The sequence below is a fragment of the Thauera sp. genome, from assembly GCF_035444905.1.
Lineage (GTDB): Bacteria > Pseudomonadota > Gammaproteobacteria > Burkholderiales > Rhodocyclaceae > Thauera.
Genome location: NZ_DAOMPS010000009.1, coordinates 81,341 through 107,145, shown reverse-complemented (window position 1 = coordinate 107,145; position 25,805 = coordinate 81,341). Strand labels below are relative to the sequence as shown.

Below are 25,805 nucleotides of genomic sequence, written 5' to 3'. Positions count from 1 at the left end.
ATCCAACCGGCCAAGATAGTTGTCGTCGACCGGTCAGGTTAATTGTCGCCGGCCATGTCCTTGCGTTCGCGGTCGATAAGGCCCTTCTCGGGTGTCCAGAAGGTAGCTTGAACGTGCCACACGCCATCTATGCGGCCGATCAGCACGAAGGCGGTTAAGTCCGTCCGCATGGACAAGTCCAGGCCACCGAACACAGGCCCGTCAAACGGCAGGACAGGCCCCGCGCAGGACTTCCACACGTCAGGACTCACGAAGGGCGCGTCAGTGCTCACCCGCTGGTTCAGCAGCAGATTCCGTGCTGAGTTCTCCATGCTCGGCATCCGCTTCGCCTGCGTCATCTGCTCGCGCAAGTCGTCTTCAGAGCGGAACAGTCCGAGAGCCGGGTTTGCCGCCTTCCACGCGGATTCGTCCAGCAAGTCGCATCCTTCGGGTGCCGCATACACATGGGACACGATCCGGGGATCGTTCGAGCGTTCGGCATCGTCCAGCCATATCGACAGCAGATCCGCATCCGTCGCCGCCTGTGTCGAAATGACGATCAGCAGCGGGTCAGCATGTGCGCCCTGTGCCGTGGTGATCGCGTCGATAAAGTCCGACTGCGGCCCGCGTACCTGTCCGGTTTCGTCGAGGATGGCAAGGACGGGACTCAGGCCGTGGGCGGTCTTGCCCTCGGCAGCGAGTGCTCTGTACTCGGTGTTGAGCGGTAGCCCGATCAGTCGCTTGCCACTCGGGATGATCTTCACCAGCTTGGACAGCTTCGGACTCAGTTGAACCATCTTCGATGCGAGGTTGAACACGAGCGCGGCCTGATCCCGGGACATGGCCCCGGACACGATTTGACTGTTCAGCTTCGCTTCAGGCCCCACGAGGTGCGCCAGCAGCAGGCCGGCAATCAGGCCGGACTTTCCGTTCTTGCGGCCCACCGAGAGGTAAGCGCGACGGGTGCCGGCTGGGTTGTCATACACGTCACGGATGAACGTCTTCTGGAACTCAGCGAGCGCGAGCGGCTTGCCGACGTGCGCCCCGTCAGGCGTCACGCAGTAGGTTTCCACGAAGCGAATCACCCGCTCGGCGCGACTCATTTGATTAGCCGAATCCCCGGAATCAAATCATCGTCGGCGGCGTCGGCGCGGGCTTGCCGTTCCAGCTCGGCACCGTTGGCAATGTCGGCGCGGCGTCCGACCGTGGCAACAGTGTTCACCGCAATCGCACGGGTGATCGCCAGCGCGCGACGGGTGGCCTTTTCCAGTAGCTCACAGGCCGGGTTCGGCTTGCCTTCGATCAGGAAGCCTTCGTCGTCCACCAGGGCTTGCAGCGTCTCAATGTCGGCTTGGCAGCGCGCGAGGCTCGCAGCAAGGCACAGATCGGAGTCCGTCCAGGTGTCGCGCGGCCGTGCCGTGACAATGGCATTCCAGAACGGACGGTCGCCGCGGCGCAGCTTCACATGCTTGGGCGGCGGCAGCGGCCCCAGCGCGACGGCTTGAACGGCTGCAACAGCGGCGGCGGCGCTGTCGGAGCGCACGCGCTTGGGGGTCAGCTTCATGGTTGCCTCATTTTTAGGCGGTCAGCAATAACAGACGACTTACCGGGCGGTTCGTGGCCGTCGGTTCCTCGTGATTTTTCGCAAGCGTGCGCCCACGCCATCAGCACAGGATGCCACTCGAATGCCGGCGTCTTCATGCTGCGTTGCGGCGTGAGTAGCGCACAAGCAGGGCGCGTGCCACTCACTTGCACATTACGCGGCATAGGCAAGGCCACGATTCGTGCTTTAGCTTCCACATGGCATGTTGCAGCGCACATCACTTACTCCTTTCCGCCGGTCGATACCACGGATGATCCGGGTCTAGCGGCATACCGTCGGCGTCGCATCCGTATGTAACGCGCTTGCCTAAGTCCTGCTGCGTCTTCTTGGCATGGCATTCGTGTGTCATGCCGGCAAGGTTGCGCCTGTCGTTGTTGGTCGGGTCGTTGTCGATGTGATCCACGTCAGTCGATAGGCCACCACACCCACAGGCGCACAAGGGCTGTGCTTCCAGGACAGCAGCACGCAGGCGACGCCACGCAGCACCGTTCAGGCTCAGGGTTCGGCCTGTCTCTTGCTGGCGTTCCTTCAACGTCTTCATGCCAGCTCTCGGCACAGGAACTGCACATAGCGGTGCTGGTTCCTGAGGTCGATCACAGCGGTGATGCCCAGCACGCGCCCGTCATCCAGCAGGACGCGGCAGGACGCATCCACGCCGGCCATGTACCGCACCGTCAGCCGATAAGTGGTCTCGGTCTGTGTCGCCTGTGCTGCGAATAGCTCACGCCCCGTCAGCGGCTCTACAGCGGCCCAGGTACTCGCAATGAGTGCCCAGCCTTCAACCACACCGCCGAACTCGTCACGGGTGGTTTCCGGGCGCTGTACGGTCACGCGGGTGTCCATGCGGCCGGCGTACATCACAACACCTTGCTGTAAGGCCGGAGCAATGCGGTCGCCGCCTTGCGGTAGGCGTCGCGCTTCTCGGGGTTGCCGTCATAGTCCGCTTGCACCAACAGGAAGATGCCTTGCAATACGTCCTCGGGAATGTCCATTTCCACCGCAGGCCCCGGCACATCAGGGAGCCGTTCGTCATCCATCCAGGCGAGGGCTTCGCGGGTGGCAGAACCGAGTAGCCGAGTCAGCAGGGCGTCGTCTTCGTCGTGCGTGACACGCAGGAAGGCTTTGCAGTCCGATAGCGTCGTCATTGCGCGGCCCCCTTCGGTGCTTGCATCGGCTGGTACTTGCTCGCCAGCTTGGGCATGGATTCAAGTTGCCGGACTTCCTCCACCGTCATCCAGCCCGATTCGATGCCCAGCTTGTAGAACTCGGCGCGCGTCTTCGAGTCGCCGCGCAACATGCCTTCGGCGTTGAACTCGGGGTACAGGGTGCGGGCTGCGGCCGGCGTGAGTAGTTGCCGACTGATCGCACCTTCCCAGGCGGACATATGCCGCTTGAGTGTGTGCGTGATGAACCATCTGTACATCTCGGTCGAGTTCGAGTAGTTCGCGTGCGAGAGGTCGCCAATCAGGACAGGCGGAATCTTGAAGATGCGCGCGACTTCCTCCACGGAGAAGCGGCGGGCTGCTACCCATTCGCTGTCTTCGAGGCTCATGCTGATCGGCTGGTACGTGAGGCCGTCGTCAATGACGGGTGTTTGCCCGGACTTGAACGCGCCCCATGCCGATGCAATCGCCTGTCGTTGCGTGGTGTTCAGCCGTCCAGGGGCTTGCAAGATGCCGGACAGCTTGGCCCCATGCTCGAACGTATCGAGGCCGTGGTTTGCTTCGGCCATCGCAAGCTCTAGCACCGCCCTGGCGGCTTGGATCGGAGACACGCCCACCAGGGGATCGGCCCCGGCCCGGTGGCGCAGGTGAAACACTTCAGCCGGCAGCAGGCGTTCTTTCTTGCCGTCGCGGTCGGAGTACTCGTATCCGCCGATGGTGTCGCCTTTGCGCATGATGACGACGCGCTCGGCAGGAAGGGGCTGTAGCTGTCGGACTTGGCCGTCCGATCCGCGCACGATCCGGCTGTAGGCGTTGCCCGTCGCCAACATCGAAGCGGTCATCCACTCGCGCCACTCAACAGCGGATTGCTGATCGTTCGGCGCATGGTGCAGCACACCGTACAGGGGATGTTCTGCGGCCCTTACGCGGCCTTCCTCGCTTCGGCGGTACAGGTGCAAGGGCAGCGAGCCAATCGCCTCGCTAATCGCCCCGATGGCGGCGTAGCAGGCAGCGACAGACTGCGCGGACTCAGGCGTTACCGCCACGCCCGCGCGCATCTGTACGAAGTCCGCCCAAAAGGTGTCGAAGGTGTCGGCGCGGCGTTCGAGGCCCACGAGGCCCAGGGCTTTATCGAGGATCTTCATCGGCAGGTTTCCAACCACATGCCGCGCACATCGCCGCTTTCCCAGAACGAGAGTTCAGCGGGCTTGTTGCGCAGCGAGATTTCCGTTTGTTGGTACGCGGGGATGGCTTGCACCACGCTGATTTCGCGCAGATCAACTTGCCGTAGCTCGCGTGTCTCGCCCGTCCATGCTTCGTCCTCTACGATGAATCCAAACGACATGCCGCCCACGTCGCCACGTTCGGCCAGTGCGACCAGATCGCGGCCTGCTTGGGTGTCGGGCAGTCGGAGTTCAAAGGCGAGGCCCTTGTCATCCTCGTACAGCTTCAGCGTGCCGGACTTGGTGCGGCCCAGCAGTGCGTCGGCGCGGTGATCCATCAGCGCGAGGATGTCGCGCCCGCTGGCGAGTGACTTGGAGAAGGCCCCCGGCTTGATGCGCTCGGTGAAGCCTCCGATGCGGGTTTCCTGGCCGAATACGGCCGCGTAGCCGCTCAGGACACGACCAGAGGCCCGAAGGCCCCCAGCCGCGCCCCGGCGCTCAATGTCCGGGGGCGTCATGGTCACAGTCCGAGGTCTTCAACCAGGACGAAGCCGGCTTCGTGGCGGACTTGCATGTCCATCGTCGCCATCACCCGGATTTGCACCGCGCCTGCGTCGAAGCTGTCTTGCGCGAAGGGGTTGGCGAGGATGTCGAGTGCGCCCCACTGGCCGATCAGGATCTGCGAGAAGTCGCCCATGATCAGCCGGCCTTTGTCCGGGCTGCCGGCCTTCGCCGCAAGCTGGTTCGTCGCGCTCACGTTGATGCCGCCGACTTGCCCGTTTTCCATCAAGTAGCCCGGCAGGCCGGTGGTCTTCAGCGTGCTGCGCAGCTTGGTGACGACTTCGGCGTGCGTGACGATGCCGTTCGGGTTGGCATTGACCAGCGCCAGCTTCTCGAACAGTTCGAGGAAGGTGGCCCAGCTCAGGGTGGCGAGGTTGCCGGTTTGCACATCGCCAGCAAGGCCGGTGCGACCGATCAGGCCCAGCGGTTCCTTGATGCCGTCGCCGTGAAGCATCGCCTTATCGACTGCGAGGCTCACGATTTGCACGAAGTCATCGCGCACCAGGGCTTCCACGGCAGGCGAGGACTGTTGCAGCAGTTGGCGGGACAGCTCGGTCTTTGCCCCGACGTGGCGCGGCGTCAGCTTGATGCTGTCGTACGTCGCGTTCGAGCCGGTCAGCTTGTCGCCTTCGGCCAGCCATTCGGCGGTGTGCGCGGTCGCCGCCTTCGGAATCACGAGGTCGCCGCGCAGGTTCGGCAGGACTCGCGCGCCCAGGCGTTGCACGACCATGCTGTTACGCAGCAAGCCGACGTATTCGTTCGGGGCGTAGTCGTCGGGGACGATCTGCGCGGCCGTGGTGGTGGTGGCGCGTTTCTCGAACAGCGAGGCCGGCACCAGCACGCCACGCGAGGCAATGCCGATGCGCTTCTGTTCTTGGTTGAACTCGGCCAGTGCGCCCGAGAGGCTGCGGCCTTCGATCTGCGCATTGATCGCGTCGATTACCGAGATACGGCTTTGGAGTTCGGCGACGTGCTTGTCGGCGGGCTGGCCCATTGCGCGGCGTTCGCATTCTTCAACGAAGGCGGCGCGTTGTTCCTGGCCTTCCAGAGCGGTGATTTCGCTTTTCAGGACGTCGAAGGTTTTCTGTTGATCGGCGTTCAGTTTGCCGGCAGCGGTGTCCAGCAGGGCGCGGGCTTCTTGCACCTTGGCGGCGCGGGCTTCGCGGATTTCGTGAAGTTTCATTTGGTGTGGTTCCTCATGAGGGGATAGTTTTGAAAAGCAAGTACCTGCGGCAGTAATAGTACCACGCTATCGACGATTGCTATTGCAATGGCGCAATCAAATGTGATAGCCGTAAAAAAGCCCCGTCGTGCGGGGCTGGGGTGTCGCCGGTGTCGCCGGGTGTCGCCAAACTATCGCGGCGAGACCTAGAACCATCAGAGAAGAGAGCGGCGGAAGTGTCGCCGCCGTCTCTGTTCTCTATAGGGCGGCGAGGGTAGTTTAGGCGGCGAGGGTCATAGCTTCGTCCTCTTCCATATCGCATATTTCGGGCTGGGTGTCGCCAGTGTCGCCGGCGAGGGTCACAGGCTCATAGTGCGAGCCGGCTTTGCCCTTCACCTCGTGATACACGACGCGGCCGGATACCTTCAGTGCGGTGATCGCGCTGCGTATCTGCGCCCTGCTCAAGCTCATCCGGTCTTTCGAGTTTTCGAGGTCCGCGCTTGCGTACTTGCGGCCCTGCTCGAACTCGTGGCGAATGAACTGCATCACCTGCTCTGTGATCGCGTCCGCCCGCTGCTCGGGGCTTCGCTTCATCACGGCCTCTTTCTGGAAGCGGTAGCCGGTGCGCCGGATGAATATCGGTTCCTGCGGCTTGGAATAGCTCAACTTCGGCAGGGCCATGACAATGCCGCTTTCGCCCGCGTCCAGCTTGGTGCCGGTGGCGGCGTGCCACTCAGCAGGCGTTAGGGGCTGCATCACGGCCACCATTCGGCATCCGTCAGACAGCGCACTGCCACCGCGCCCCGCGTATTGGTCGAGGGACTTCTCGCGCGCATTTGCCTTGCCAGAGTGGTGAATGCCTTCCACGCAGCAATTGAGCCGGTTGCGCAGGATGCGGAAGGCTTCAATCAGCCCTTGCTCTGCGTCATTCACTCGGGACTCTCCGACGCCGAAGGAAACGAGCGGGTCGAAGATGATCCAATCCGGCCCCCAGGCTTCGAGCATTTGCGTGATGCGGTCGAGGTTTTCGGAGTGGGGATAAACCACATCCTCAACTACGCGCGAGAGCCGGAACGGCACGCTAGAGAGGTCGAGGATTTGGACGTTCTCTAGCACCTGCTCCAATTCGCCCGCGCTCAATTGCATCGAATAGGTGATTTCTCGCAGGCGTGCCACGAGGATTTCACGGCCATCCTCGCGCGTCACGATCAACGTCCTGATTTGCCGGTCAGGCATTCGGCCCCAAAGCTCGCGGCCAAGCGCCAGCGTCACGGCCTCGAACAGTGCGACCGTGGTTTTCCCGGTGCCGCCTGCCGATATGCGGGTTCTCACGTCCGCATAAAGCAGGCTGTCCAGGATTACGCGCGGCGTGAGTTGCGCATGGCGTAGTTCGTCCAGGGTGATCGGCGCGAGTTCGATCTCGCCTCGCAGCGTATCGGCCGGCGTAATTGCATCGGTGGCGAGTTGGTCGAGGAATGATTGCCCACGGTCGTATTCAGCCATGACGCACCCCCGCAAGCGTGAGAGCCGATTGCAGGCGCTGCACTGCAACGAGCAAGCGGTCATTGTCCTGGCGTGATAACGGCTCGCCTTTGCGAATTGACGTTGCCGCCATCAGCACCACGAGGGCTTCAAATCCGACAGCGCGCAGCACGTCCGCTGCGGGGAACGGTCGGCGCTCTTTCGGCTGGTACTGGTCAATCCGCTCGGGGAACAGATCGGAAAGCGTCAGGCCGATTGCAGCGAGGATGTTCTCTACCGACTCGCCGCCGAAGTCATGGATCAGCAATCGACCGTCGGGAAGCTCGCGCCATGTGCCGCTCATGTTCTTGTCGCGTCGAGTCGGGACGCGGAACATGCCGTGATCGCGGCCGGTGGTTTTGTGATCCACGAGCGCGAGGAACTTCTCGCGTGCGCCGGCGGAATGGCTATAATTCGTCTTGCCCGCTGTGCTGTTTGCTTTGCCGACCTCGCCACGATTGCCCGTCGTGGCGTTGTCATTTCTGGGGGGTGCAATGCCCGTCAGTGCAGAGTAGAAGCGTGCGCCGGCCTCGCCAGCGTTAGCGATAGGGTGATTGTGTTTCATGGCTCACGCCTCCTGCTCGAGAGTGCGCAGGTAGCCGATTAGCGCGTCAGTGCGCCATCCGACACAGCGAGGGCCTAGAACGATCTTTCGAGGGAAGCGGGGATCTTGTTCGGACAGTTGCCAGAGTTTGGTTCGTCCGATACCAAGCAAGGCACATGCGGCCTTGGGGCGCGAGAGTTGCGCAGGGGGAAGGGGTCTTGCGGTGCGGCGTTTCGTTTGTCGTTCTGGGTCAGGGTCTCCATCGCCGTCGCCGTCGCCGTCGTCTTCTTCGGCTGCGACCTCCGGCGCAGCAGCTTCAACCGTAGCACCGCCGACGTTCTCGCCAGCGATCAGATTAGCGTCGTTGCGAATTGAAAGCGTGCCACGAGTTGCCGCCCATTTCGTATTCGACTGCTCAATTCCCATCACGCGCATTGCGTATTTGAGATAGCTTCCACGAGCGCCCATGTCGGCTAGTTCGCCAATCAGTTCCACGTCGGCGGGACAGCGTCCGAATCGGATGTTGCGCATCTTCTTTTCTCCTGTAGGAAAATACAGCTCCGGTACAGCCGCGCCAATAATAAACAATGCGCCGACGATAGGGAACTACTGCGAACAAAATAATTCAGGATGCGCGTATTGCTTTCTCGGTTGCCATCTGCGTAATTGCCTTTCCAAAGGCTTGCATTGCCGTTGCGGCCGCAGCAGGACATAGGTGTCCGTAGCTGTCTTCGATCATCTTGGAACTCTTGTGTCCGACCATGCGCGCCACCTCGAAAATTGGCACGCCGATATGCAGCATCGTCGAAATGAAGTTGTGCCGCAGCGAATAGAAGACGAGGCCGGCCGGCATCGCGCCCAGGCGTTTCACGTTGGCCCACGGCTTTTGATGCGCCGTGCTGCTCAGGCGTGCGCCTGTAATCGGGGAGGGGAACACGAGGCCATCGTCAGGCTTGCCGCACTGCTGCCACCAGCGGCCCATGATTGCCTTGATCTCGTCGTTCAGCGGAAGGTCGATTTTGATCGGGTCGGGGTTGTGCAAAGTCTTCTCGGGGTACTTTTGCAGGCGACCGAAGCGGATATTGAGTTCCTTCCACGTCAGGCTGTACAGATCGCCGCAGCGCATCCCTGTGTGCATCGCAAGGTGGCAGTAAGGGATGAACCAGTGCGCGAACTCCAGCCCGTCCAGGCTGGGCAGGTGCGGCTTACCGTGCGCGCGACTGCTGCGGCGCTGTTCTCTCAGTTCCTCGTCCCATTTGTCGAGGCCGGACAGCAATCCGACGCGCTCGGCGTCCGTCAGCATTCGCCTGTCTTCCTGGCGCTCGGCGTTGAAGCTCTTGGCCTTGTCGTCGTGCGTCGGTGCCAGCAGTTGAACGTCTTGCAGCGGGTGGCGGTCGAGTGCGCCATTCTTGAAGGCGTGCCGCACCATCGTTTTCAACGCGCCATAGTCGCGCTTGAGCGTGATGTAAGCGATGCCGGCTTTCTCGCGCTTGAGTTGCCACGCTTCGATATCCGACTTGGTCAGCGTCAGCATGTCCCTGTCCAGAAGATCCTTGAACACGGAGCGGATACGGCCGATGGTCAGATTGCCGCCGTTCTTCTTGCGTGCCTGAGCGCGCGTATAGGCCCCGTCCAGGTAGCTGCGGACGGTTCGATGCTCGGCTTGCTGCTCGGCAGTGATCGCCGCCTGTCGGGCTTCCTTGCGCTCTGCAATGGGGTCGGCTTCGCTGTGTCGCCACTCGCGTGCCCACCATGCGGCCTCAGGTGCCTTCATGGCGGGATAGGTGCCGATGGTCTTAACGCGGCGCTTGCCGGTGGCGTCGTTGTACCTGTAGCGCCACGATCCGCCCTTTGCTACTTTGCGCAGGTGAAACCCTGTCTGGACGGCGCAGGACAGAATTTCGTTGATCGCCGCATCCTTCAGGAACTTGCGGACGGCGGTGTCCGTGATGCTGGTTTCGGCGGTGTTCATGACGGCCTCGTGCGTGAATGTGTCATTGGCATGAAACGAGTGCACTTTTAGTGCACCTCAATGATAACAAAACACGGTATTTCACGCACAAACGCGAACAAACACTAAGGGCTAAGTGATTGAAAATGAACGTAAGTGCTTGTTTTCAGAACCATCGTGGTAGCTCTTACAAGGCGAATGTCGGCGGTTCGACCCCGTCAGCACCCACCAAACACCCTCAAGCCCGGACACGTTCCGGGCTTTTTGCTTTTCTGCCCTCCGTGTGCGCTGCTCGGGGCTCCGCACATCGGCAATGCACACCGGGCCGACTGCGCTTGGCCCGCGGCATGGGTGAGCGGGGCTGGACGTGAGCGCAGGTCGCTGAACATCGATTTGCTGCGGCGCACCAAAACAGCTTGACAGCGTCTTCTCGGGCACTATAATTCAGGATGTTGCAGTGCAGCAAACGGTCTGGATCGGATCAGGTCGCGAGTGCAATGCGCCGAAGCTTCTCACCCTCAGCTTTCAAGGAAATTACCCATGACCAAGATCAACACCCCCGAGCAGTTCCTTGCCATCAACAAGGCTCAACTCGAGACCCTGCTGTCGCTCGCCAACAGCGCCCTGGCCCGTGCCGAGCGCCTGACCGAACTGAACCTCAACACCACCCGTTCGGTGCTCGAGGACGGCGTCGCCATCACCCGCAAGCTGGCCGAAGCGAAGACCCCGCAGGAACTCGCCAGCCTGCAGGGTGCGCTGACCCAGCCGATGCTCGACAAGGCTGTGGCCTATGCGCGGAACGTGCAGGAACTGGCTGCCGAAGGCCAGCAGGAAACCACCAAGCTGGTCGAGTCGCAGGTTGCCGAACTGAACAGCGCCTTCACCAGCGCGCTTGATCAGGCGGCCAAGTCGGCGCCGGCCGGCTCCGAAGCCTTCTTCGCCGCGATCAAGTCGGCGATGGATACCGCCAACGGCCTGTATGAGAACGTCAGCAAGGCCGCCAAGGCTGCCGAAGCCAACCTGACCGCCGCCACCGAGCAGGCCGTCGAGGCCGTGACGGCCAGCGTCAAGAGCGCGGCGGGCAAGAAAGGCGCCTGAGCTGCAGCAGGCCAGCCGGACCTCCGGGTCCAGGCTGGGCTGACGCCGTAAAGTGCAAGAAGGGGCTGACCGGACGCGTTCCGGCCAGCCCCTTCTTGCGTACCCCTGGGCGGGCGGAGGGTTCGTGGTGCTTGCCGCCTGGCCGAGCCTTCCGCCCGCCCGGGCAAGGCGTGGCCGGCCTATTGAACCTTCTCCGGGCCCTGGCGGGCCTTGAGGCTCTTCGACGGCAGCATGCCGAAAGTCTTGCGATACAGCTCGGCAAATCGGCCCAGGTGCGTGAAGCCGAATTCGAGCGCCACGGCGGTCACGTTCGCGGCACGACTCGCCGGGTCCATCAGCATGGCGTAGACGTGCTCGAGCTTCTTCTCGCGGATGTAGGCCTTGGGCGTCATGTGCGCGTTGCGCTCGAACAGCAGATAGAGCGACCTGAGGCTCAAGCCCGCATGTTGAGCGAGATGTTCCGCCGTGATGTCGTTGCGGATGTTGTCGTCCACGTACTGGGCGAGGCGGGCGAAGCACTGGGCGTGTGAATCGGTCACGCCCTCGAGCTTGCCCTGATCCAATGTCATGATCAACTTGCAGGCAAGGACTCTTGTGTAGTGTTGCAGCACCTCGGGCGGCGTGGTGTGCGAATCGACCTCCTCTCGGACGAGATCGAACAGGCGCAGGATGCGATGCTGCTCGACCAGCGGCAGCGGCGTCGCGCTGAATGCCGAACGTCCGTCCGGCTTCACCCATCCGTGCTCGAGGCAAAGCTCCTGCAGCGTGGCCGCGGGAAGCTGAACGACGACACTCTCGAAATCGCCCGAGAAGCTCAGTGGGCTGAGCCGACTCGCATCACGCAGCACGATGTGCCCCGCACCGAGCTGTCGGACGTGGCGCGGCAGGGGAACGCGACAGTAGCCATTCAGGATGAGCTGGATCTCGAAGTTCGCGCTGCCCACACAGGAGGCGGCCTCCACCGGTCCGCCGGGACGCAGTCGGGATAGGTCGAGGAAGCGGTCGTTGCGGGGCTGCGGGTTTTGCGATGAGACATTGGAAGTGCCCGGCTGCTCGAGGTCCTCGCAGCCGTCTTCCGGGTCGCTCGAATTCCAATCGGCTGATGTAAGCAATCCACCTCCTTTTATCGTCAAGCGATAGATCGCATTCTGCGCATTCCGACCGCGCTCGTCACGGTCTCGCCAGAAACTCCATGGTCATTGCCGCCAGGGCCTTCGCGCCGGCCGGCATCGCGCCCTCGTCGAAATCGAAGGCGGGGTTGTGGTTCGGCGCCGCGGTCGCCGGCGTCTTGCCTTCGGGGGCGGCACCGAGAATGATGTACATGCCCGGCACGACCTTCTGGAACTCGGAGAAATCCTCCGAAGCCATCAGGCGCGAAGTCTGCATCGCCTTGCCGCCGCTGACCTTCTTCAGCACGGGCGCCATCATCTCGGTCAGCGACTCCGGATTGTCGGTCACCGGATAGGCGGAAGGGCCGAAGCTGACCTCGGCAGTGGCCCCACTGGCGGCGGCGATCGATTCGGCCGTGCGCGTGATGCGTTCCTTGGCATCGGCACGCATGCCCTCGTCGAAGGCGCGCAGGGTTCCGACCATTTCCACCGATTCAGGCACGATATTCTCACGGTTGCCGCCATTGATCTGGCCGATCGACAGGACGGCGGGTTCCTTGCTGATGTTGAGTTGCCGGCTGACGATGGTCTGCAGTGCAGTGACCACCTGTGCAGAGACCACGATCGGGTCGACGCCGTTCCACGGAAAGGCGCCATGGGTCTGCTTGCCGCTGATGCGGATGCGCACGGTGTCGCCACTGGCAAACAGCGGTCCGCTGCGGTAGCCGATCATCCCCGAAGGCATGTTGGGGATGATGTGCAAGGCAAAGGCGACGTCGGGGCGCGGGTTCTCGAGCGCCCCTTCCTCGACCATGGCCTTTGCGCCCCAGCTCATGCCCGGGGTGGGCGGCACCGACGTGCCTTCCTCGGACGGCTGGAAGATGAACTTGACCGAGCCTGGAATCTGCTCGCGCATGCCGGCCAGCGCTTCGGCGACCGCCATCAGCATCGCGGTGTGGCCGTCATGGCCACAGGCGTGCATGACCGGGGACTCGACCCCCATGTGCAGTTGCGTGACCCTGGACGCGAAGGGCAGGCCGGTGATCTCGGCCACCGGCAACGCGTCCATGTCGGCACGCAGCGCGACGACCTTGCCCGGGCGTCCGCCACGCAGCAGACCGACCACCCCATGGCCGCCCACGCCGGTGCTCACCTCGAGGCCCAGGCTGCGCAGATGCGCGGCGACGAGCGCTGCGGTACGCACCTCCTGGCCGGAGAGCTCGGGATGCTGGTGTATGTCGCGCCGCCATTCCACCATCCGCGGCTGCAGGGCTTCGACGCGGGCGCCGAGATCCTGCAGGGTGGCCTCGTCGAGTACCTGGGCGCCAGCCACGGCGCCGTGGCCGAGCAGGGCGATCGCCGCCGCCAGGAGCAAGCGTTTGGATGCACGTTGGGTTGTTTTCATTCTCGGGACTCTCTCGGGGTTGGAGGAAAGGGCAGGAAGTGCCCGCGTTGGCGGGGTCGGGGAATGCCGCAACCGACCTCCGAGCCAGGACGGCGTCATTTCATCAAGGCTACCAGGGCCAGCGTAATCGAGGGAAACACGACCAGCAACACCAGGCGCAGCAGGTCGATGCCGACAAAGGGCAGCAGCCCGCGGAAGATCGCCCCCAGTCTGACATGCGGCAGGGCGGCCTTGAGCACGAACACGTTCATGCCGATGGGCGGCGTGATCAGCGCGATCTCCGTGACCACCACCACGATGATGCCGAACCAGACCAGGTCGAAACCGTGGCTCATCAGGAGGGGGAGGAAGAGGGGGACGCAGATCAGGATGATCGCCAGCGACTCCATCACACAGCCAAGCAGCAGGAAGATGAGCAGGATCGCCGCCAGGGTCTGGTAGGGGCCGAGTCCAGCCTCCTGAACGAGTTCCAGAATGCCTTCGCCCAGGCCGGAGAACGAGATCAGCTTGGCGAACAGCAGCGCGCCGAACAGCACGCTGTAGAGCATCACCGAGGTGATCGCCGTCTCGATGAAGATCTGGCGAAAGCTCGCCCAGGTCATCCGCCGCTGTGCAATGGACAGGATCATCGCCAGACCGGCACCCAGACCCGCGGCCTCGGTGGCGGTGAAGAGCCTGCCATACAGGCCGCCGATGATCACCACGAAGAGCAGGGTGAAGGGCCACACGCCGCGCAGGGAGCGGAGCTTTTCCGCGGTGCTGGTGCGTTCGCCGCGGGGCGCGTCCTGCGGGCTGATGCAGGCGATGGCGTAGACCACGCCCAGGTACATCAGCAAGCCAAGGATGCCCGGTATCACGGCGGCGACGAACAGGTCGCCGATGTTGGTCTGGGTGAGGATGCCGTAGATCATCAGGATGATGGACGGCGGGATCAGGATGCCGAGCGTGCCGCCCGCTGCGATGGTGGCCGAAGCGAGCTGGTCCGAGTAGCCGTAGCGCTTCATGCTCGGGTAGGCGACCTTGGACATCGTGGCGGCGGTCGCCAGGCTGGAGCCGCACACCGCGCTGAAGCCGGCGCAGGTCACCATCGTCGACAGCGCCAGACCACCACGCACCGGGCCGAGGAAGGCGTTGGCGGCGCGGAACAGATCGTCGGAGATCCCCGAGCGGGCGAGGATGTTGCCCATCAGGATGAACATCGGCACCACGGCCAGCTCGTAGGAGAACACGGCCTCCGAGATCGTCATCGGCACCAGCGAGCGGGCGACGTCCCAGCCCATGACGACGCTGATGCCGGCGAGCGACACCGACAGCAGCGCGAAGGCCAGCGGCACGCGCAGGAAGGCCAGCACCAGCACGGCCAGCAGGGAAAGGAGACCGACGGTCATTTGGCATGTTCCTCGGGAGCGTGGGGGGGCGAGGCGGGGGCGCCGAAGCAGCCCAGCAGGGCAGCCAGGGCCGACAGCAGCGAGGTGAAGGAGATGAAGGCGTACATTCCGCTACGCGGAATCGACAGCGCCTGGCTGATCTCCTGGATCTGGCCCGCCTCGATCGCGGCATTGAAGAATTCGTAAGCGATCAGCAGCAGCACAAGGGTCATCAGCAGTGCAATCAGACGGTGCCACCACGCCATGCTGGGCTTCATCAGGTACTTGTCGAACAGGTCAACCGCCAGGTGTCCGCGCGCTGCCGTCAGTAGCGGCAGGCCGCAGAACACCATGATCGCCATCAGGTGCTCGGTGGCGTCGTGAGCGCCGAACACGGGGGTGCCGAACAGCCGGCGCCCGATGACGTCGGCGAAGGTGAGCAGGACCATGCCCAACAGCGTGAGGATGAGCAGCGCCTCGACGCCCTTGCGGATGCGGGACAGATACGCGTCCATGTGATTCTCCATGCGGGTGTGGCCGGCCCGGGTCGGCCACTTCCAGGATCAGCGGGCGATCAGTTGCCAGCGTGGGCCTTGTAGCGCTGCTCGAAGAACTCGAGCATCTCCATCGGCTGGTCGACACCGTAGCTCGGGCCTTCGGCCGCCCAGTCGGCGAGCATGCGCTCGCGCACCGCGCCGATGCGCTCGAACAGCGCCTGCGAGGGCGCGTTGAAGCTGTGCCCGTCGGCGCGCAACTTGGTCTCGCCGGCCTGGTTCTGCGCGTCGAAGCGCTGACCCCAGAGGCGCGACAGCTTCTCGCCCGACACGCTCATGATCGCCTTGCGGTCGGTCTCGGAGAGCTTGTTCCACTTGCCCTCGTTGATGGCGATGAAGAAGGACGCGTCATAGAAGCCGCCAGGGACGATGGTGTGGTGCTTGAGCTTGTCCTCGACGCGGAAGTTGATCACCGACTCGATCGTGTGCAGGGACGCATCGACCACGCCGCTTTCGAGGAGCTCGTAGGCCTTCGGGCCGGGCCCGGCGACCGGCACCGCGCCGAGATCCTCGAGCAGGCGCTTCTGGATCGGGCCGCCCATGCGCACCTTCTGGTTCTTGAGGTCGTCCGGCTCGATGATGGGCTTGCTGCCGTGGTGGATCTGGCCGCCGCCGAACAGGCCGACGCCGAGCATGACCACGCCTGCGAAGGCCGGCGTGCCGGCGAGGTATTTCTCGTAGGTCTCCCACAGCGCCACCGAGGACGCCTCGGCGTTGGTGCCGATGAAGGGCATCTCCGAGAACCACAGCGCCTTGAAGCGATCCGGCTCGTAGGTGAAGTTGCCCCAGGTGATGTCCGCCACGCCCTTGCGCGCCAGCTCCCAATGCTGGGCGGGGCCGCCGACCGGCTTGGGCAGGATACGGACGTTCACACGGCCCTCGGTGACGCGCTTGACGTCCTCGATCCAGGGCTGGAAGACCTCGGGGGTCAGGAAGTGGGTGGGCGACACCCAGCTCGACATGGTGAGGGTGGTGGCGGCCTGCGCGGCCGGCAGGCCGGCGCCGGTGGCGAGGACGAATCCGGCGGACAGCGTGGCGAGAAGTTTGCTGAGTTTCATGTTGCCTCCGAACAAGGTTTAGTTATGGGCTTACTGCTTGACCGCGCCGATCGTGCGCCCGCTGCGAGCACAGCCAGCACGTCGATGACGGGCATGGCGCCAAGCCCTCAACGGCTCGGTATCGATCCTGCTCACGACGGTTTGCTGGGCGTTCATCGGGCTCTCGAATAGAAATAACTCATGAGCAAATAATATGAACTTGCCGCGCACGCCGTAAGGCGATATTTTTTCGTGGGTGACAACCAAATTAGGTCAGCACGATCATGAAGGATCACCAACTCAAGGCCCTGGTGCAGGTGGCCGACCGCGGCTCCATCCGTGCTGCCGCACGCGCCATGAACCTCAGCCAGAGTGCCCTCACCAAGGCGCTGCGCGAGCTCGAGGAGGACGTCGGCGCGGAGCTGCTGCAGCGCAGCTACAAAGGCGTCGGCTTCACCCCCGAAGGCAACGCCCTGCTGGTACGCGCGCGCCTGGTGCTGGCGACGATCGAAAAGGCACGCGCGGAGATCCGTCTGATGCGCGGAGGGGCGGGGGCGCATGTCAAGGCCGCCATCACGCCGCTGCTGACCGCGACCGTGTTGCCGGACGTGCTCGGCGAGTTTCGCCGCGCGCAGCCGGACGCCGAACTCACGTTCCACGAGGGGCTGCTGGTGCAGGCGATACCCGGCCTGATCGAGGGCAAGATCGATTTCGCGATTGCGCTGGCCTCTGCGCGGGACCTGCCCTACGAGATCGAGTTCGAGCCCCTCGCCGAGATCGAGGCCGTGCCCTTCCTGCGCCGCAGCCACCCTCTGGCCGGTGCCCGGGACTGGTCGGGCGTGGCCGAGGCGCCATGGGTGCTGAACCTGAGCGCCGGCAGCCAGAGCATGAATCTGGTCGATTGGCTCGCAGCGCGCGGCTTTCCGGCGCCGAGCCGCATCCTGCACTGCTCCTCGCCCTTCCTGATCCTGGAGTTGGCGCGCCGCAACGACCTCATCGGTTACGGGCCGAAGGCGCTGATCATCGATCCGTGCGTGGGGGTCGGCCTGACCCCCCTGTTGCTGGATCCGCTACCGCCGCCGATGTCGCTCGGCCTGCTGACCTTGCGTAACGTGCCACTGGGCAGCGCCGCGAAGAAGCTCGCAGGCATGTTCCGCCGGCACGTGTCAGCCCTTTCGGTCGGCGCCAGCGCGGCGGCAACGGGTGTGCGCCCCACGACTTGCTGACATGGGAAGAACGGCCGACGTCGGGGCGGGACGAGGCGGCCGGCGCGACCAGGCGCAGTCGCTGCAGGCAGGGCTCGGACGCCGCCTTCCAGTCCCCTGGATTGTTTGTATTCAGTGAATAGTGTTTCCGACCTTAAGGGGTTTATCTCCCTGTTCAGTACAATCAAAATCTCCTGCCAGACGTATCGACTCTCTGGAGACACAAACATGGAACATCAAGCAATCAATCCCCCCGAACTTTTCGTCGGCAAGGCCTTCAGCCAGACCTATTCCATCCGTGGTGCGGATCGCCTGATCTTTCTGTCGGGGCAGGTGGACTGCGATCGCGAGGGGAAAGTGCGCAACCCCGACGACCTCGAGGCGCAACTGAAGGGCACCCTGGACAACATCGAGATCGGCCTGCGCGCCCAGGGCGCAAGCATGCGCGACCTGGTCAAGGTCAACATCTACGTGGTCGACCTGCGTCCCGAGCAACTTGCCCGGATCCGTGAAATCCGCTCGGCCTACTTCGATGCCGAGCGCCCGCCGGCCGTGACCCTGCTCGGTGTGGATCGCCTCGCCTTCGAGGGCCTGAAGGTCGAGATCGAGGTCATCGCCGCGCAGTGAGCGGGTTGGACGCGAAGAGCTCGCCAAGCCAGTCGATCAGGGCCCGTAGTCGGGCGGAGAGCTGACGATTGGGCGGATACAGCACATGCAGCGGTAGGCAAGGCGGTCGGTGCTCCGCGAGGATCTCTTCGAACTCGCCGCGTTCGAGCTCTGCGCTGACGTGGTAGCGCGGCAACTGGATGATGCCGAAGCCGGCCTTGCACGCGGCGACGTAGGCATCGCCGTTATTGACCGTGACGATGGCCGGCAGGGTGTGGCGCTCTAGGCGGCCGCCGACGTCGAACTCGAGTGGGACCTGCTTGCCGGTGGTGGCCGACACGTAATCGACGGTGAGATGCCGGTCGAGTTCGCCCAGGCTGCGCGGCACGCCATGGCGAGCGAGGTAGTCTGCACTGGCGCAGGTGACCTGATCGAGCCGCGTCAGCTCGCGCGCCACCAGGGGAATGTCGTGCAGGTCGCCGATGCGCAGCACGCAATCCACCCCTTCGCGCACGAGGTCGATGCGGCGATCGCCGACCCCGATCTCGAGCTTGATCAGCGGATAACGCGCGCAAAACGCGGGCAGGGCGGGCAGCAGCACCAGGCGGCAGAGCGAGCCGGACATGTCGAGCCGGATGCTGCCCTGAGGGTGGCGCCCGACCTGCGAGAACTCGGCGTCGAGTTCATCCAGGTCGCCCAGGATCGCCAGGCAGCGCTGGTAGTAGGCGCTGCCATCCACGGTCGGCGTGACCTGCCGCGTCGTTCGCAGCAGCAGGCGCACCCCGACGCGGGCTTCGAGCTGTTTGATGATCTGCGTGGCCGAGGCCCGGGCCACGCCGAGTTGCTCGGCAGCACGGCTGAAACTGCCCAGTTCGACGATGCGGGTGAACAGCCGCATCGCTGCGATACGATCCATGGCGAGTCCTGAATGTTCGTATTTTCAGAATAGTGATTTCATTCTAGACGTCTTTATATCTGCTGGATGAATAACCATAATCGTCGTCCCCACTGAGACCCACCCATGCTTGCTCATCTCGAACGTCCCACTGACAAAGCGCCAGGGCTAAGGCGAATCCTCGACGACTTCGGCCTCACGTACTTCGCCAACGGCCTGATCGGCTTCATCTTCTCGGCAACCGGTCCGGTCGCGATCATTCTCGCCGTGGGCACGCGCGGCGGCCTGTCGCAGGCCGAACTCGCCTCCTGGGTGTTCGGCGTGTTCTTCATCAACGGTCTGATCACGATGGCCATGAGCTGGCGGTATCGCACGCCGCTCGGATTCGCGTGGACGATCCCGGGCACCGTGCTGGTCGGTCCGGCGCTGCAGCACCTGAGCTTTGCCGAGGTCATCGGCGCCTTCTACGCCACCAGCCTGCTGATCCTGGTGCTGGGCATGAGCGGCTGGGTCAAGCGCTTCATGCAGGCCCTGCCGATGCCGATCGTGATGGGCATGGTGGCGGGCGTCTTCCTGCGCTTCGGTCTGGATCTCGTGCACGCCCTGCACAGTGATGTCGCCATTGCCGCGCCAATGGTCGTCGCCTTCCTGCTGCTGTCGGCCAGCCCGGTGCTGGGCAAGCGCATGCCGCCGGTGATCGGGGCCTTGCTCGTGGGCGCATTGGCGATCGCCGTGTTCGATCGTCTGGACACGTCTGCCTTGGGCAGCTTCAGCTTTGCCCGGCCACTTGTGCAGGCACCGGTCTGGTCGCTGGCTGCGCTCGTCGAGCTCGTGGTGCCGCTGGCGATCACGGTGCTGGTGGTGCAGAACGGCCAGGGCGTCGCCGTGCTCAAGGCGGCCCGTCACGAGCCGCCGGTCAACACCATCGCCGTCGTCTCGGGCATTGGCGCCGCGCTCAGCGCGGCGGTGGGCGCTGTCAGCAGCTGCCTGACCGGTCCGACCAATGCGCTGCTCACCTCGTCGGGCGAGCACGGGCGTCAATACACCGCGGCGCTCGCGTTCGGCGTGTTCGGGGTGCTGTTCGGCCTGATGGCGCCGACCTTCACCGGCCTCATGCTGGCCGCACCCGCCGAGTTCATCATGGTGCTGGGCGGGCTGGCGATGCTGCGTGTGCTCCAGGGCGCCTTCATGGCGTCCTTCGGCGGCAAGTTCTCGCTCGGCGCCCTGATCAGCCTGCTGGTGACGGTGGCGGATATCAGCCTGCTCAACATCGGCGCCGCGTTCTGGGGCCTGGTCGCGGGCTTCGTCGTGTCCTGGCTGATGGAGAGGCAGGACTTCGTCGCCTTGGCAAAATGAGCGCGCCGGCAGCGTCGGCCGCGGGGCATCTGTGGCATCGATGTCGTTCGGATGGAATCGCCGCTGTTGCGCTTGACGATATCCAGGCCGCCTTCTAGAATGCGGCCTCTTTTCTCGGGGCGGTTAGCTCAGCGGTAGAGCACTGCCTTCACACGGCAGGGGTCACTGGTTCGATCCCAGTACCGCCCACCACGGCCCGCAAGCCGTGAAGCGCCCGGGAAAACCGATTGCACGCGCCCTGGCGCATGGATCGGGCGGTTAGCTCAGCGGTAGAGCACTGCCTTCACACGGCAGGGGTCACTGGTTCGATCCCAGTACCGCCCACCACGTCATTGAAGCCGGCCATTGCGCCGGCTTTTTTGTCGACCCGGCGCGTGGCCGGCGGCGATGTGGCGGCCTGACTTGCCAGCCGAGGCCGAAGCATTACACTCGCGCCACCAGCCCTTTCGAAGACAAAGGAGTGCAGCATGGCCGAGCGCCCCGTGACCGTCACCGAACTCCCCTCCAAGGAACACCTCGCCTTGCGCGTGATGCCGATGCCGGCCGACCTCAACCCGGCCGGGGACGTGTTCGGCGGCTGGATCATGGCCATGGTCGATATCGCCGGCGCCTCGCCCGCGATCCGCCGCGCCCGCTCGCGCGTGGTCACGGTGGCGGTGAATTCCTTCGCTTTCAAGCAGCCGGTGTCGGTCGGCGACGTGGTCAGCTTCTACGCCGACGTGCTGGCGGTGGGGAAGTCGTCGGTGACCGTCGATGTGCAGGTCTTCGCCGAGCGCAATCCGGCCGACCCGGTGGTGGTGAAGGTCACCGAGGCGCAACTGACCTATGTGGCGGTGGACGATGCGGGCAACAAGCGCCTCTTGCCGCCAGCCTCGGCCGCCGATGAATTCGCCTCGTGTGCCGAGCCGGTGTGGGACAAGGAACTGGTGCTGCGCGTGGTGCCGATGCCGGCCGACCTCAATCCGGCCGGCGACGTGTTCGGCGGCTGGATCATGTCGATGGTCGACATCGCCGGCGCCGTGCTGGCGACCCGCCGCATGCGCGCCGGTGTCGCGACCGTGGCGGTCGATTCCTTCACCTTCAAGCAGCCGGTCTCGGTTGGCGACAAGCTCAGCTTCTACGCCGAGATTGCCGATGTCGGCGACAGCACGGTGAGCGTCGATGTCGAGGTGTTTGCGCAACGCAACCCGGAGAACCCCTTCGTGGTGAAGGTCACCGAGGCAAAGCTGACCTACACCACGGTCGGCGCGTTTCGCGCCGGCGCGGCGGTCGACGCGGCCTGAGTTGCGCACGGCGCGCGCATCGGAGGGCCGAAACTGGAGGACCGGCGCGCGGCAGGCGTATGCTTCGGCCCGCGTCCAGGAAATCCAGCCAGGGAGAGAGCCCGCCCATGCCGTCCGCCGTGCCCGCCGTCGAATACCGCATCCGCCCCTCGAACCCGGGGGCCCATCTGTTTGCCGTGAGTTGCACGGTGCGTGCGCCCGACCCCGCGGGCCAGATCTTCCGCCTGCCGGCCTGGATCCCGGGCAGCTACATGATCCGCGACTTCGCGCGCAACATCGTCACCCTGCGCGCGGAGTGCGCGGGGCGCGCATGCGCGGTGGAAAAGCTGGACAAGCATAGCTGGCGGGTAGCTCCAACACCTGCGGGCGCGGCGCTGACCCTGCACTACGAGGTCTATGCGTGGGACCTCTCGGTGCGCTCCGCCCACCTTGACGACAGCCACGGCTTCTTCAACGGCACGAGCGTTTTCGTGGCGGTCGAGGGCCATACCGAGGCGCCCTGCGAAGTCATCATCGAACGCCCCGAGGGGGCGCCGTTTCGTGGCTGGCGGCTCATCACCGCCCTGCCGCCGGCGGTCGGGCGCGCCGGTGGCACGGCCGGGTGTCGCTTCGGCCGCTTTCGCGCCCGCGACTACGACGAACTCATCGACCATCCGGTCGAGATGGGCGACTTCACGCTCGCGCGCTTCGAGGCCGCCGGCGTCCCTCACGATATCGCCCTGACCGGTCGCCACGATTGCGATCTCGATCGCCTGTGCGCCGACCTCGAGCGCATCTGCGCGTGGCAGATCGACCTGTTCGGCGCGCCCGCCCCGGTCGATTACTACCTCTTCCTGACCATGGTGGTGGGCGATGGCTACGGCGGCCTCGAGCATCGCGCCTCGACCGCGCTGCTGTGCGCGCGCGACGAACTGCCGTGGAAGGGCATGGAGGGACTGCCCGACGGCTACAAGTCCTTTCTCGGCCTGTGCAGCCACGAGTACTTCCATACCTGGAACGTCAAGCGCATCAAGCCGGCCGCCTTCACGCCCTACGACCTGACGCGCGAGAACCACACCCGCCTGCTGTGGGCCTTCGAGGGCTTCACCTCGTATTACGATGATCTCGCCCTCGTGCGCAGCGGCGTGATCGGCGTCGAGGATTACCTCGGCCTGCTGGCCAAGACCGTGTCCAACGTGATGCGCGGCAGCGGCCGCCAGAAGCAGAGCGTGGCGGAGTCCTCGTTCGACGCGTGGACCAAGTACTACCGCCAGGACGAGAACGCGCCTAATGCCATCGTCAGCTATTACGCCAAGGGGGCATTGATCGCGCTGGCACTGGACCTGCAACTGCGCGCGGGCAGCGAAGGGCGCTGCAGTCTCGACGACGTGATGCGCAAGCTGTGGGGCGACCACGGGCAGACGGGCGTCGGCGTGGCCGAGGACGGCATCTACCAGGCGGTGCGCGAGGTCGGCGGCACGGTGCTCGGCAAGCGCCTGGCGCGCTGGCTGCAGCAGGCGGTCGAAGGCACGGACGACTTGCCGCTCGAACGCCTGCTGAAGGGCTTCGGTGTCGAGCTCGCCGTCGAGCCGGCCAGCACCGCGCCCGGCGTGGGCCTCAAGCTCGCCCCGGGCGACAGCGAGGCGCGCATCGCCAATGTGTACGATGGGGGCCCGGCGCAGCGCGCTGGGCTGTCGGCCGGTGACGTATTGATCGCGCTCGATGGGCTGAAACTGACGGCCAAGGGTCTGGAGACGCAGCTCAAGCGCCGCCGGCCGCGGGATCGCATCGAGCTCCACGCCTTCCGCCGCGACGAACTGAGGGTGTTCCAGGTCGAGCTGGCTGAGCCGCAGGCTGACAAGTACGTGCTCAAACTGGCTGCGCGCAGCGGCGAACGTGCGGCGGCGCTGCGCAAGGGCTGGCTGGGCGCCTGAGCGCGGCGCCGGTGCGCCGGCGCCGCGCACCAGCCCCTGGATCGTGTTGGGCGCGTGGTGGCCGTGGCTTGCGCGGCGCCGCTGCGATCACTCGCCGTGGGGCTTGCCCGACAGCAGGCGGGGGCGCCAGTAACGCCAGGCGAGGAAGGCGAACAGCGCGGCCATGATGAGCCAGAAGCCGACACCCTGCCAGAAGGCGATCGGATCGGTGGCGAGCAGGTAGTCGCGCGGTGGGCGCACGAAGTGGATGCGGCCGCGCACCAGGGCCTGCACGGCGATGGCGATGGCGCTGAGCGCAGGGGCGAACCAGACCAGCAGGCCGGCGCCGATGATGAAGCGGTCCAGTGCGGGCGAGGGTCGGCGGCGCGGGCGATAGACGCTCTCCACGCCGAACCACACCGCAAGCAGGAAGCCGAGTGCGGCGGCCAGCGGACCCACTGCCATCGCCGCGCCGAGCAGGGTAGTGGCCGCCATGAAGAGCAGTCCTTCCATGGCGGCGATCGCGGGCCACAGGCGCTCGAGCTGGGAGAACAGTAGCCAGGAAGCAGGCAGGGCAACGAGGCTGACGAGCAGGCAGAAGAGGGCACGCTGCCGGCTGCGATCGCCGGCCGGCAGGGCGCCGTGGGCGGCAGCCGGCGTAGCGGCGGAAAGGGATGAGGAGCTCGTGGTGGCGTGCGGTTGTACTTGGGGCATCGTGGGCTGCGGGCGCAGGGGCTGCGCGTTGCTGGGGATCGACGCGCAAGTGTACTACGCCGAGCCGCCGGCACCGGGGCGGCGATGGGGGCGGTGATGCGGGCCAGGATGCGGACCGTGGTGCCCGCTCCTCGGCCTTGCGAGGCCGATGCATCGATCAGCCGAAATAGCCATGCAGATACCAGGCTTGCGGCTTGTCGAGGCACTGGTAGATCCAGCACAAGGCCTGGCGGGTGTCGCGCGCCAGGTAGTAGTCGCGGCATACCGGCTGCTCGTCCCACCAGCCGCACTCGATGCGCTCGGCTTCGCTCAACAGCACGAAGGCGTCGGGATCGACGCTGCGTGGCGTGGGGAGCAGCCACAGCGGACGCAGGCGATCGGTCGCGGGGAGGTGCCAGGCCGGGAGCGTGCCCTTCGCCACGACGGCCCTGGCGCCCGTGCGCCCTGCGGGCGGATGGGGCAGGCCTGCCCAGGCCGCCTCCGGCCGGTGGTCGGGCAGGGCACGGAGCTGGCTGACCCGGTCGCGCCCCAGTCGGGCGCGCAGGCGGTCGAGCAGCAGATCGGCCTGTTCCCGGACGCGGCCGCTATCGTCGAACAGGTCCGTACTCGAGGTCGCGGCGGCAAGGGTGTGCTCGGCAAGGAGCCGCAAGCCGCTCACATCGGCCGCAAGTTGCAGCGTACCGAGGCGCTCGCGGGCGATGAGCAGCAGGCGGGACTCGTCCTGGCTGGGGCTGCCGAGCACCAGCTCGAGCGCGGTCGCAGGCTGGTATTCATGCTCGAGCAGCAAGCGGCAGTGATCGATGGCGGCGTGGCGGGCGCGCAGCCATCCGCCGAGACTGGCGAACAGGCGGCGGGCGGCGAACAGCAGGGCTTCGGCATGGTGAGTCGGTGCAGGCAGCGCGAGGCCGCAATCGAAGCTTTCGTCGACCTCGAACCAGGGGCGCGGGTCAGGGGTCTCGCCCCGCGCGCGCGCCAGGCAGTGCACGGCGGCCTGGGCGCCACGGCGGGCGAGGCCGGCGGCGGGCAGGCGGTGCAACTCGGCCAGCGTGCGCAGGCCGAGGCCGGCCAGTAGCGCCAGGGTGGTGGCGTCACAGCCGTCCTCGTCGCCAAGCACATCGAGCGGCAGGTGCTCGAGCGCGTCCAGCCAGTCCGCCGCGGTCGGGCTGCGGCCGTTGGCGCGCGCGAACCAGCGTGCGGCCAGCGCCGTCGGGGCGCAGGCGGTGTGCGCTTCGAAACCGAGCTCGCGCAGCCCCGCCTGCACCTCGGCCTCGATGAGCGGGGCGTTGCCGAACAGGCGCAGGCAGCTGCCGATCTCGAGCAGGACCGCATCGGGCGGCGACAGGCTCAGGCGCGGGGTGAAGCGTCCGGCCCAGCTTGCGATCTCATGCAGCGCCCTGGCTTCGCGTTCCGGCGCGCGGGCGTGCAGTTGCAGTTCGGGCAGCAGGGCCAGCGCGCTCGCGCTGCGTTGCCCGGGGCGCACGCCCGCAGCGGTGGCGAACGGGCTGGCGGCGAGGATGCAGGTCTGGGCGCGGGAGGCCGTCACGGCGATCGCGGTGTCCGCGCGCGCGCCGCGGGTGAAGACTTGCAGCGGCAGTGCCGGCAGCAGGATGGCGAGCCAGAGCATGGGGGGCGCGGTG

26 protein-coding genes, 2 tRNA genes and 1 pseudogene are annotated in these 25,805 nt (G+C 65.2%); 9 read left to right on the top strand and 20 right to left on the bottom strand.

Annotation, left to right across the window (positions count from 1 at the left end; translation table 11 throughout):
* Positions 1–38: 38 nt before the first annotated feature.
* The 12 genes from PLC66_RS06575 to PLC66_RS06520 form a co-directional block, all read right to left on the bottom strand.
* Positions 39–1,082, bottom strand: coding sequence for a terminase large subunit domain-containing protein (locus PLC66_RS06575; RefSeq protein WP_324538597.1), 1,044 nt, complete (start codon positions 1,080–1,082; stop codon positions 39–41).
* On the bottom strand, positions 1,079–1,543 hold the full coding sequence (locus PLC66_RS06570) for a phage terminase small subunit, hendrixvirinae-type (RefSeq protein WP_324538595.1): 465 nt from the start codon (positions 1,541–1,543) through the stop codon (positions 1,079–1,081). The genes PLC66_RS06575 and PLC66_RS06570 overlap by 4 nt, the downstream gene beginning before the upstream one ends.
* A gap of 256 nt (positions 1,544–1,799) precedes the next feature.
* Positions 1,800–2,123 (bottom strand): HNH endonuclease signature motif containing protein, encoded by a 324-nt coding sequence (locus PLC66_RS06565; protein ID WP_324538593.1) that lies wholly within the window; start codon positions 2,121–2,123, stop codon positions 1,800–1,802.
* Positions 2,120–2,440, bottom strand: coding sequence for a phage head closure protein (locus tag PLC66_RS06560; RefSeq protein WP_324538591.1), 321 nt, complete (start codon positions 2,438–2,440; stop codon positions 2,120–2,122). Before PLC66_RS06560 ends, PLC66_RS06565 begins: the two co-directional genes overlap by 4 nt.
* On the bottom strand, positions 2,440–2,727 hold the full coding sequence (locus tag PLC66_RS06555; protein WP_324538589.1) for a head-tail connector protein: 288 nt from the start codon (positions 2,725–2,727) through the stop codon (positions 2,440–2,442). The genes PLC66_RS06560 and PLC66_RS06555 overlap by 1 nt, the downstream gene beginning before the upstream one ends.
* Positions 2,724–3,890 carry a phage portal protein gene (locus PLC66_RS06550; RefSeq protein ID WP_324538587.1) on the bottom strand — a complete coding sequence of 389 codons (1,167 nt, stop codon included), beginning with the start codon at positions 3,888–3,890 and terminating at the stop codon, positions 2,724–2,726. Before PLC66_RS06550 ends, PLC66_RS06555 begins: the two co-directional genes overlap by 4 nt.
* Positions 3,887–4,426, bottom strand: coding sequence for an HK97 family phage prohead protease (locus PLC66_RS06545; RefSeq protein ID WP_324538585.1), 540 nt, complete (start codon positions 4,424–4,426; stop codon positions 3,887–3,889). The genes PLC66_RS06550 and PLC66_RS06545 overlap by 4 nt, the downstream gene beginning before the upstream one ends.
* A 2-nt stretch (positions 4,427–4,428) precedes the next feature.
* Positions 4,429–5,652 carry a phage major capsid protein gene (locus tag PLC66_RS06540; protein ID WP_324538583.1) on the bottom strand — a complete coding sequence of 408 codons (1,224 nt, stop codon included), beginning with the start codon at positions 5,650–5,652 and terminating at the stop codon, positions 4,429–4,431.
* Positions 5,653–5,910: 258 nt separating this feature from the next.
* Positions 5,911–7,134: an AAA family ATPase gene (locus tag PLC66_RS06535; RefSeq protein ID WP_324538581.1), complete on the bottom strand. Its 1,224-nt coding sequence runs from the start codon at positions 7,132–7,134 to the stop codon at positions 5,911–5,913.
* The gene (locus PLC66_RS06530; protein WP_324538579.1) at positions 7,127–7,717 is read right to left on the bottom strand and encodes a hypothetical protein; all 591 of its coding nucleotides are present in this window, start codon (positions 7,715–7,717) and stop codon (positions 7,127–7,129) included. The genes PLC66_RS06535 and PLC66_RS06530 overlap by 8 nt, the downstream gene beginning before the upstream one ends.
* A gap of 3 nt (positions 7,718–7,720) precedes the next feature.
* A complete protein-coding gene (locus tag PLC66_RS06525) occupies positions 7,721–8,227 on the bottom strand; it encodes a helix-turn-helix transcriptional regulator (RefSeq protein WP_324538577.1) in 507 nt (168 codons plus the stop codon).
* 94 nt (positions 8,228–8,321) lie between these two features.
* Positions 8,322–9,668, bottom strand: coding sequence for a site-specific integrase (locus PLC66_RS06520; RefSeq protein WP_324538575.1), 1,347 nt, complete (start codon positions 9,666–9,668; stop codon positions 8,322–8,324).
* 519 nt (positions 9,669–10,187) lie between these two features.
* Between PLC66_RS06520 and PLC66_RS06515 the strand changes: the two genes are divergently transcribed.
* Entirely contained in the window at positions 10,188–10,745 is a 558-nt protein-coding gene (locus PLC66_RS06515; protein ID WP_324538573.1) for a phasin family protein, read from the top strand.
* 179 nt (positions 10,746–10,924) lie between these two features.
* On the opposite strand, the gene PLC66_RS06510 is transcribed toward PLC66_RS06515, so the two are convergent.
* From PLC66_RS06510 to PLC66_RS06490, 5 genes are all read right to left on the bottom strand, one after another.
* Positions 10,925–11,857 carry a helix-turn-helix transcriptional regulator gene (locus PLC66_RS06510; RefSeq protein WP_324538569.1) on the bottom strand — a complete coding sequence of 311 codons (933 nt, stop codon included), beginning with the start codon at positions 11,855–11,857 and terminating at the stop codon, positions 10,925–10,927.
* Between the two features lie 58 nt (positions 11,858–11,915).
* Entirely contained in the window at positions 11,916–13,259 is a 1,344-nt protein-coding gene (locus PLC66_RS06505; protein ID WP_324538567.1) for an amidohydrolase, read from the bottom strand.
* Between the two features lie 95 nt (positions 13,260–13,354).
* Positions 13,355–14,647 carry a TRAP transporter large permease gene (locus PLC66_RS06500; RefSeq protein ID WP_324538565.1) on the bottom strand — a complete coding sequence of 431 codons (1,293 nt, stop codon included), beginning with the start codon at positions 14,645–14,647 and terminating at the stop codon, positions 13,355–13,357.
* Complete coding sequence (locus tag PLC66_RS06495; RefSeq protein ID WP_324538563.1) at positions 14,644–15,141, bottom strand: TRAP transporter small permease; 498 nt, start codon at positions 15,139–15,141, stop codon at positions 14,644–14,646. Before PLC66_RS06495 ends, PLC66_RS06500 begins: the two co-directional genes overlap by 4 nt.
* A gap of 59 nt (positions 15,142–15,200) precedes the next feature.
* Positions 15,201–16,238: a TRAP transporter substrate-binding protein gene (locus PLC66_RS06490; RefSeq protein ID WP_324538561.1), complete on the bottom strand. Its 1,038-nt coding sequence runs from the start codon at positions 16,236–16,238 to the stop codon at positions 15,201–15,203.
* A 263-nt stretch (positions 16,239–16,501) separates the two neighbouring features.
* Between PLC66_RS06490 and PLC66_RS06485 the strand changes: the two genes are divergently transcribed.
* Both PLC66_RS06485 and PLC66_RS06480 read left to right on the top strand, forming a co-directional pair.
* Complete coding sequence (locus PLC66_RS06485; protein ID WP_324538559.1) at positions 16,502–17,443, top strand: LysR substrate-binding domain-containing protein; 942 nt, start codon at positions 16,502–16,504, stop codon at positions 17,441–17,443.
* Positions 17,444–17,650: 207 nt separating this feature from the next.
* The gene (locus tag PLC66_RS06480; RefSeq protein ID WP_324538557.1) at positions 17,651–18,049 is read left to right on the top strand and encodes a RidA family protein; all 399 of its coding nucleotides are present in this window, start codon (positions 17,651–17,653) and stop codon (positions 18,047–18,049) included.
* Here the strand turns inward: PLC66_RS06480 and PLC66_RS06475 are convergent.
* The gene (locus tag PLC66_RS06475; RefSeq protein ID WP_324538555.1) at positions 18,033–18,944 is read right to left on the bottom strand and encodes a LysR family transcriptional regulator; all 912 of its coding nucleotides are present in this window, start codon (positions 18,942–18,944) and stop codon (positions 18,033–18,035) included. The two genes, PLC66_RS06480 and PLC66_RS06475, sit on opposite strands and share 17 nt — an antisense overlap.
* A gap of 105 nt (positions 18,945–19,049) precedes the next feature.
* On the opposite strand from PLC66_RS06475, the gene PLC66_RS06470 reads away from it, so the two are divergent.
* The 6 genes and pseudogenes from PLC66_RS06470 (at position 19,050) to PLC66_RS06445 (ending at position 23,475) form a co-directional block, all read left to right on the top strand.
* Positions 19,050–20,279 carry a benzoate/H(+) symporter BenE family transporter gene (locus tag PLC66_RS06470; protein ID WP_324538553.1) on the top strand — a complete coding sequence of 410 codons (1,230 nt, stop codon included), beginning with the start codon at positions 19,050–19,052 and terminating at the stop codon, positions 20,277–20,279.
* A gap of 117 nt (positions 20,280–20,396) precedes the next feature.
* Positions 20,397–20,471: transfer RNA gene (locus PLC66_RS06465), tRNA-Val, on the top strand.
* Between the two features lie 60 nt (positions 20,472–20,531).
* Positions 20,532–20,606 (top strand) — tRNA-Val (locus PLC66_RS06460).
* 140 nt (positions 20,607–20,746) lie between these two features.
* Positions 20,747–21,148, top strand: a pseudogene (locus PLC66_RS06455) (acyl-CoA thioesterase); the annotation flags it as partial.
* A gap of 75 nt (positions 21,149–21,223) precedes the next feature.
* Positions 21,224–21,562 carry an acyl-CoA thioesterase gene (locus PLC66_RS06450; protein WP_324538605.1) on the top strand — a complete coding sequence of 113 codons (339 nt, stop codon included), beginning with the start codon at positions 21,224–21,226 and terminating at the stop codon, positions 21,560–21,562.
* Between the two features lie 107 nt (positions 21,563–21,669).
* The gene (locus PLC66_RS06445; RefSeq protein WP_324538551.1) at positions 21,670–23,475 is read left to right on the top strand and encodes a M61 family metallopeptidase; all 1,806 of its coding nucleotides are present in this window, start codon (positions 21,670–21,672) and stop codon (positions 23,473–23,475) included.
* 87 nt (positions 23,476–23,562) lie between these two features.
* On the opposite strand, the gene PLC66_RS06440 is transcribed toward PLC66_RS06445, so the two are convergent.
* Both PLC66_RS06440 and PLC66_RS06435 read right to left on the bottom strand, forming a co-directional pair.
* Entirely contained in the window at positions 23,563–24,168 is a 606-nt protein-coding gene (locus tag PLC66_RS06440) for a hypothetical protein (RefSeq protein ID WP_324538549.1), read from the bottom strand.
* 157 nt (positions 24,169–24,325) lie between these two features.
* On the bottom strand, positions 24,326–25,792 hold the full coding sequence (locus tag PLC66_RS06435) for a Y-family DNA polymerase (protein WP_324538547.1): 1,467 nt from the start codon (positions 25,790–25,792) through the stop codon (positions 24,326–24,328).
* Positions 25,793–25,805 lie beyond the last annotated feature (13 nt).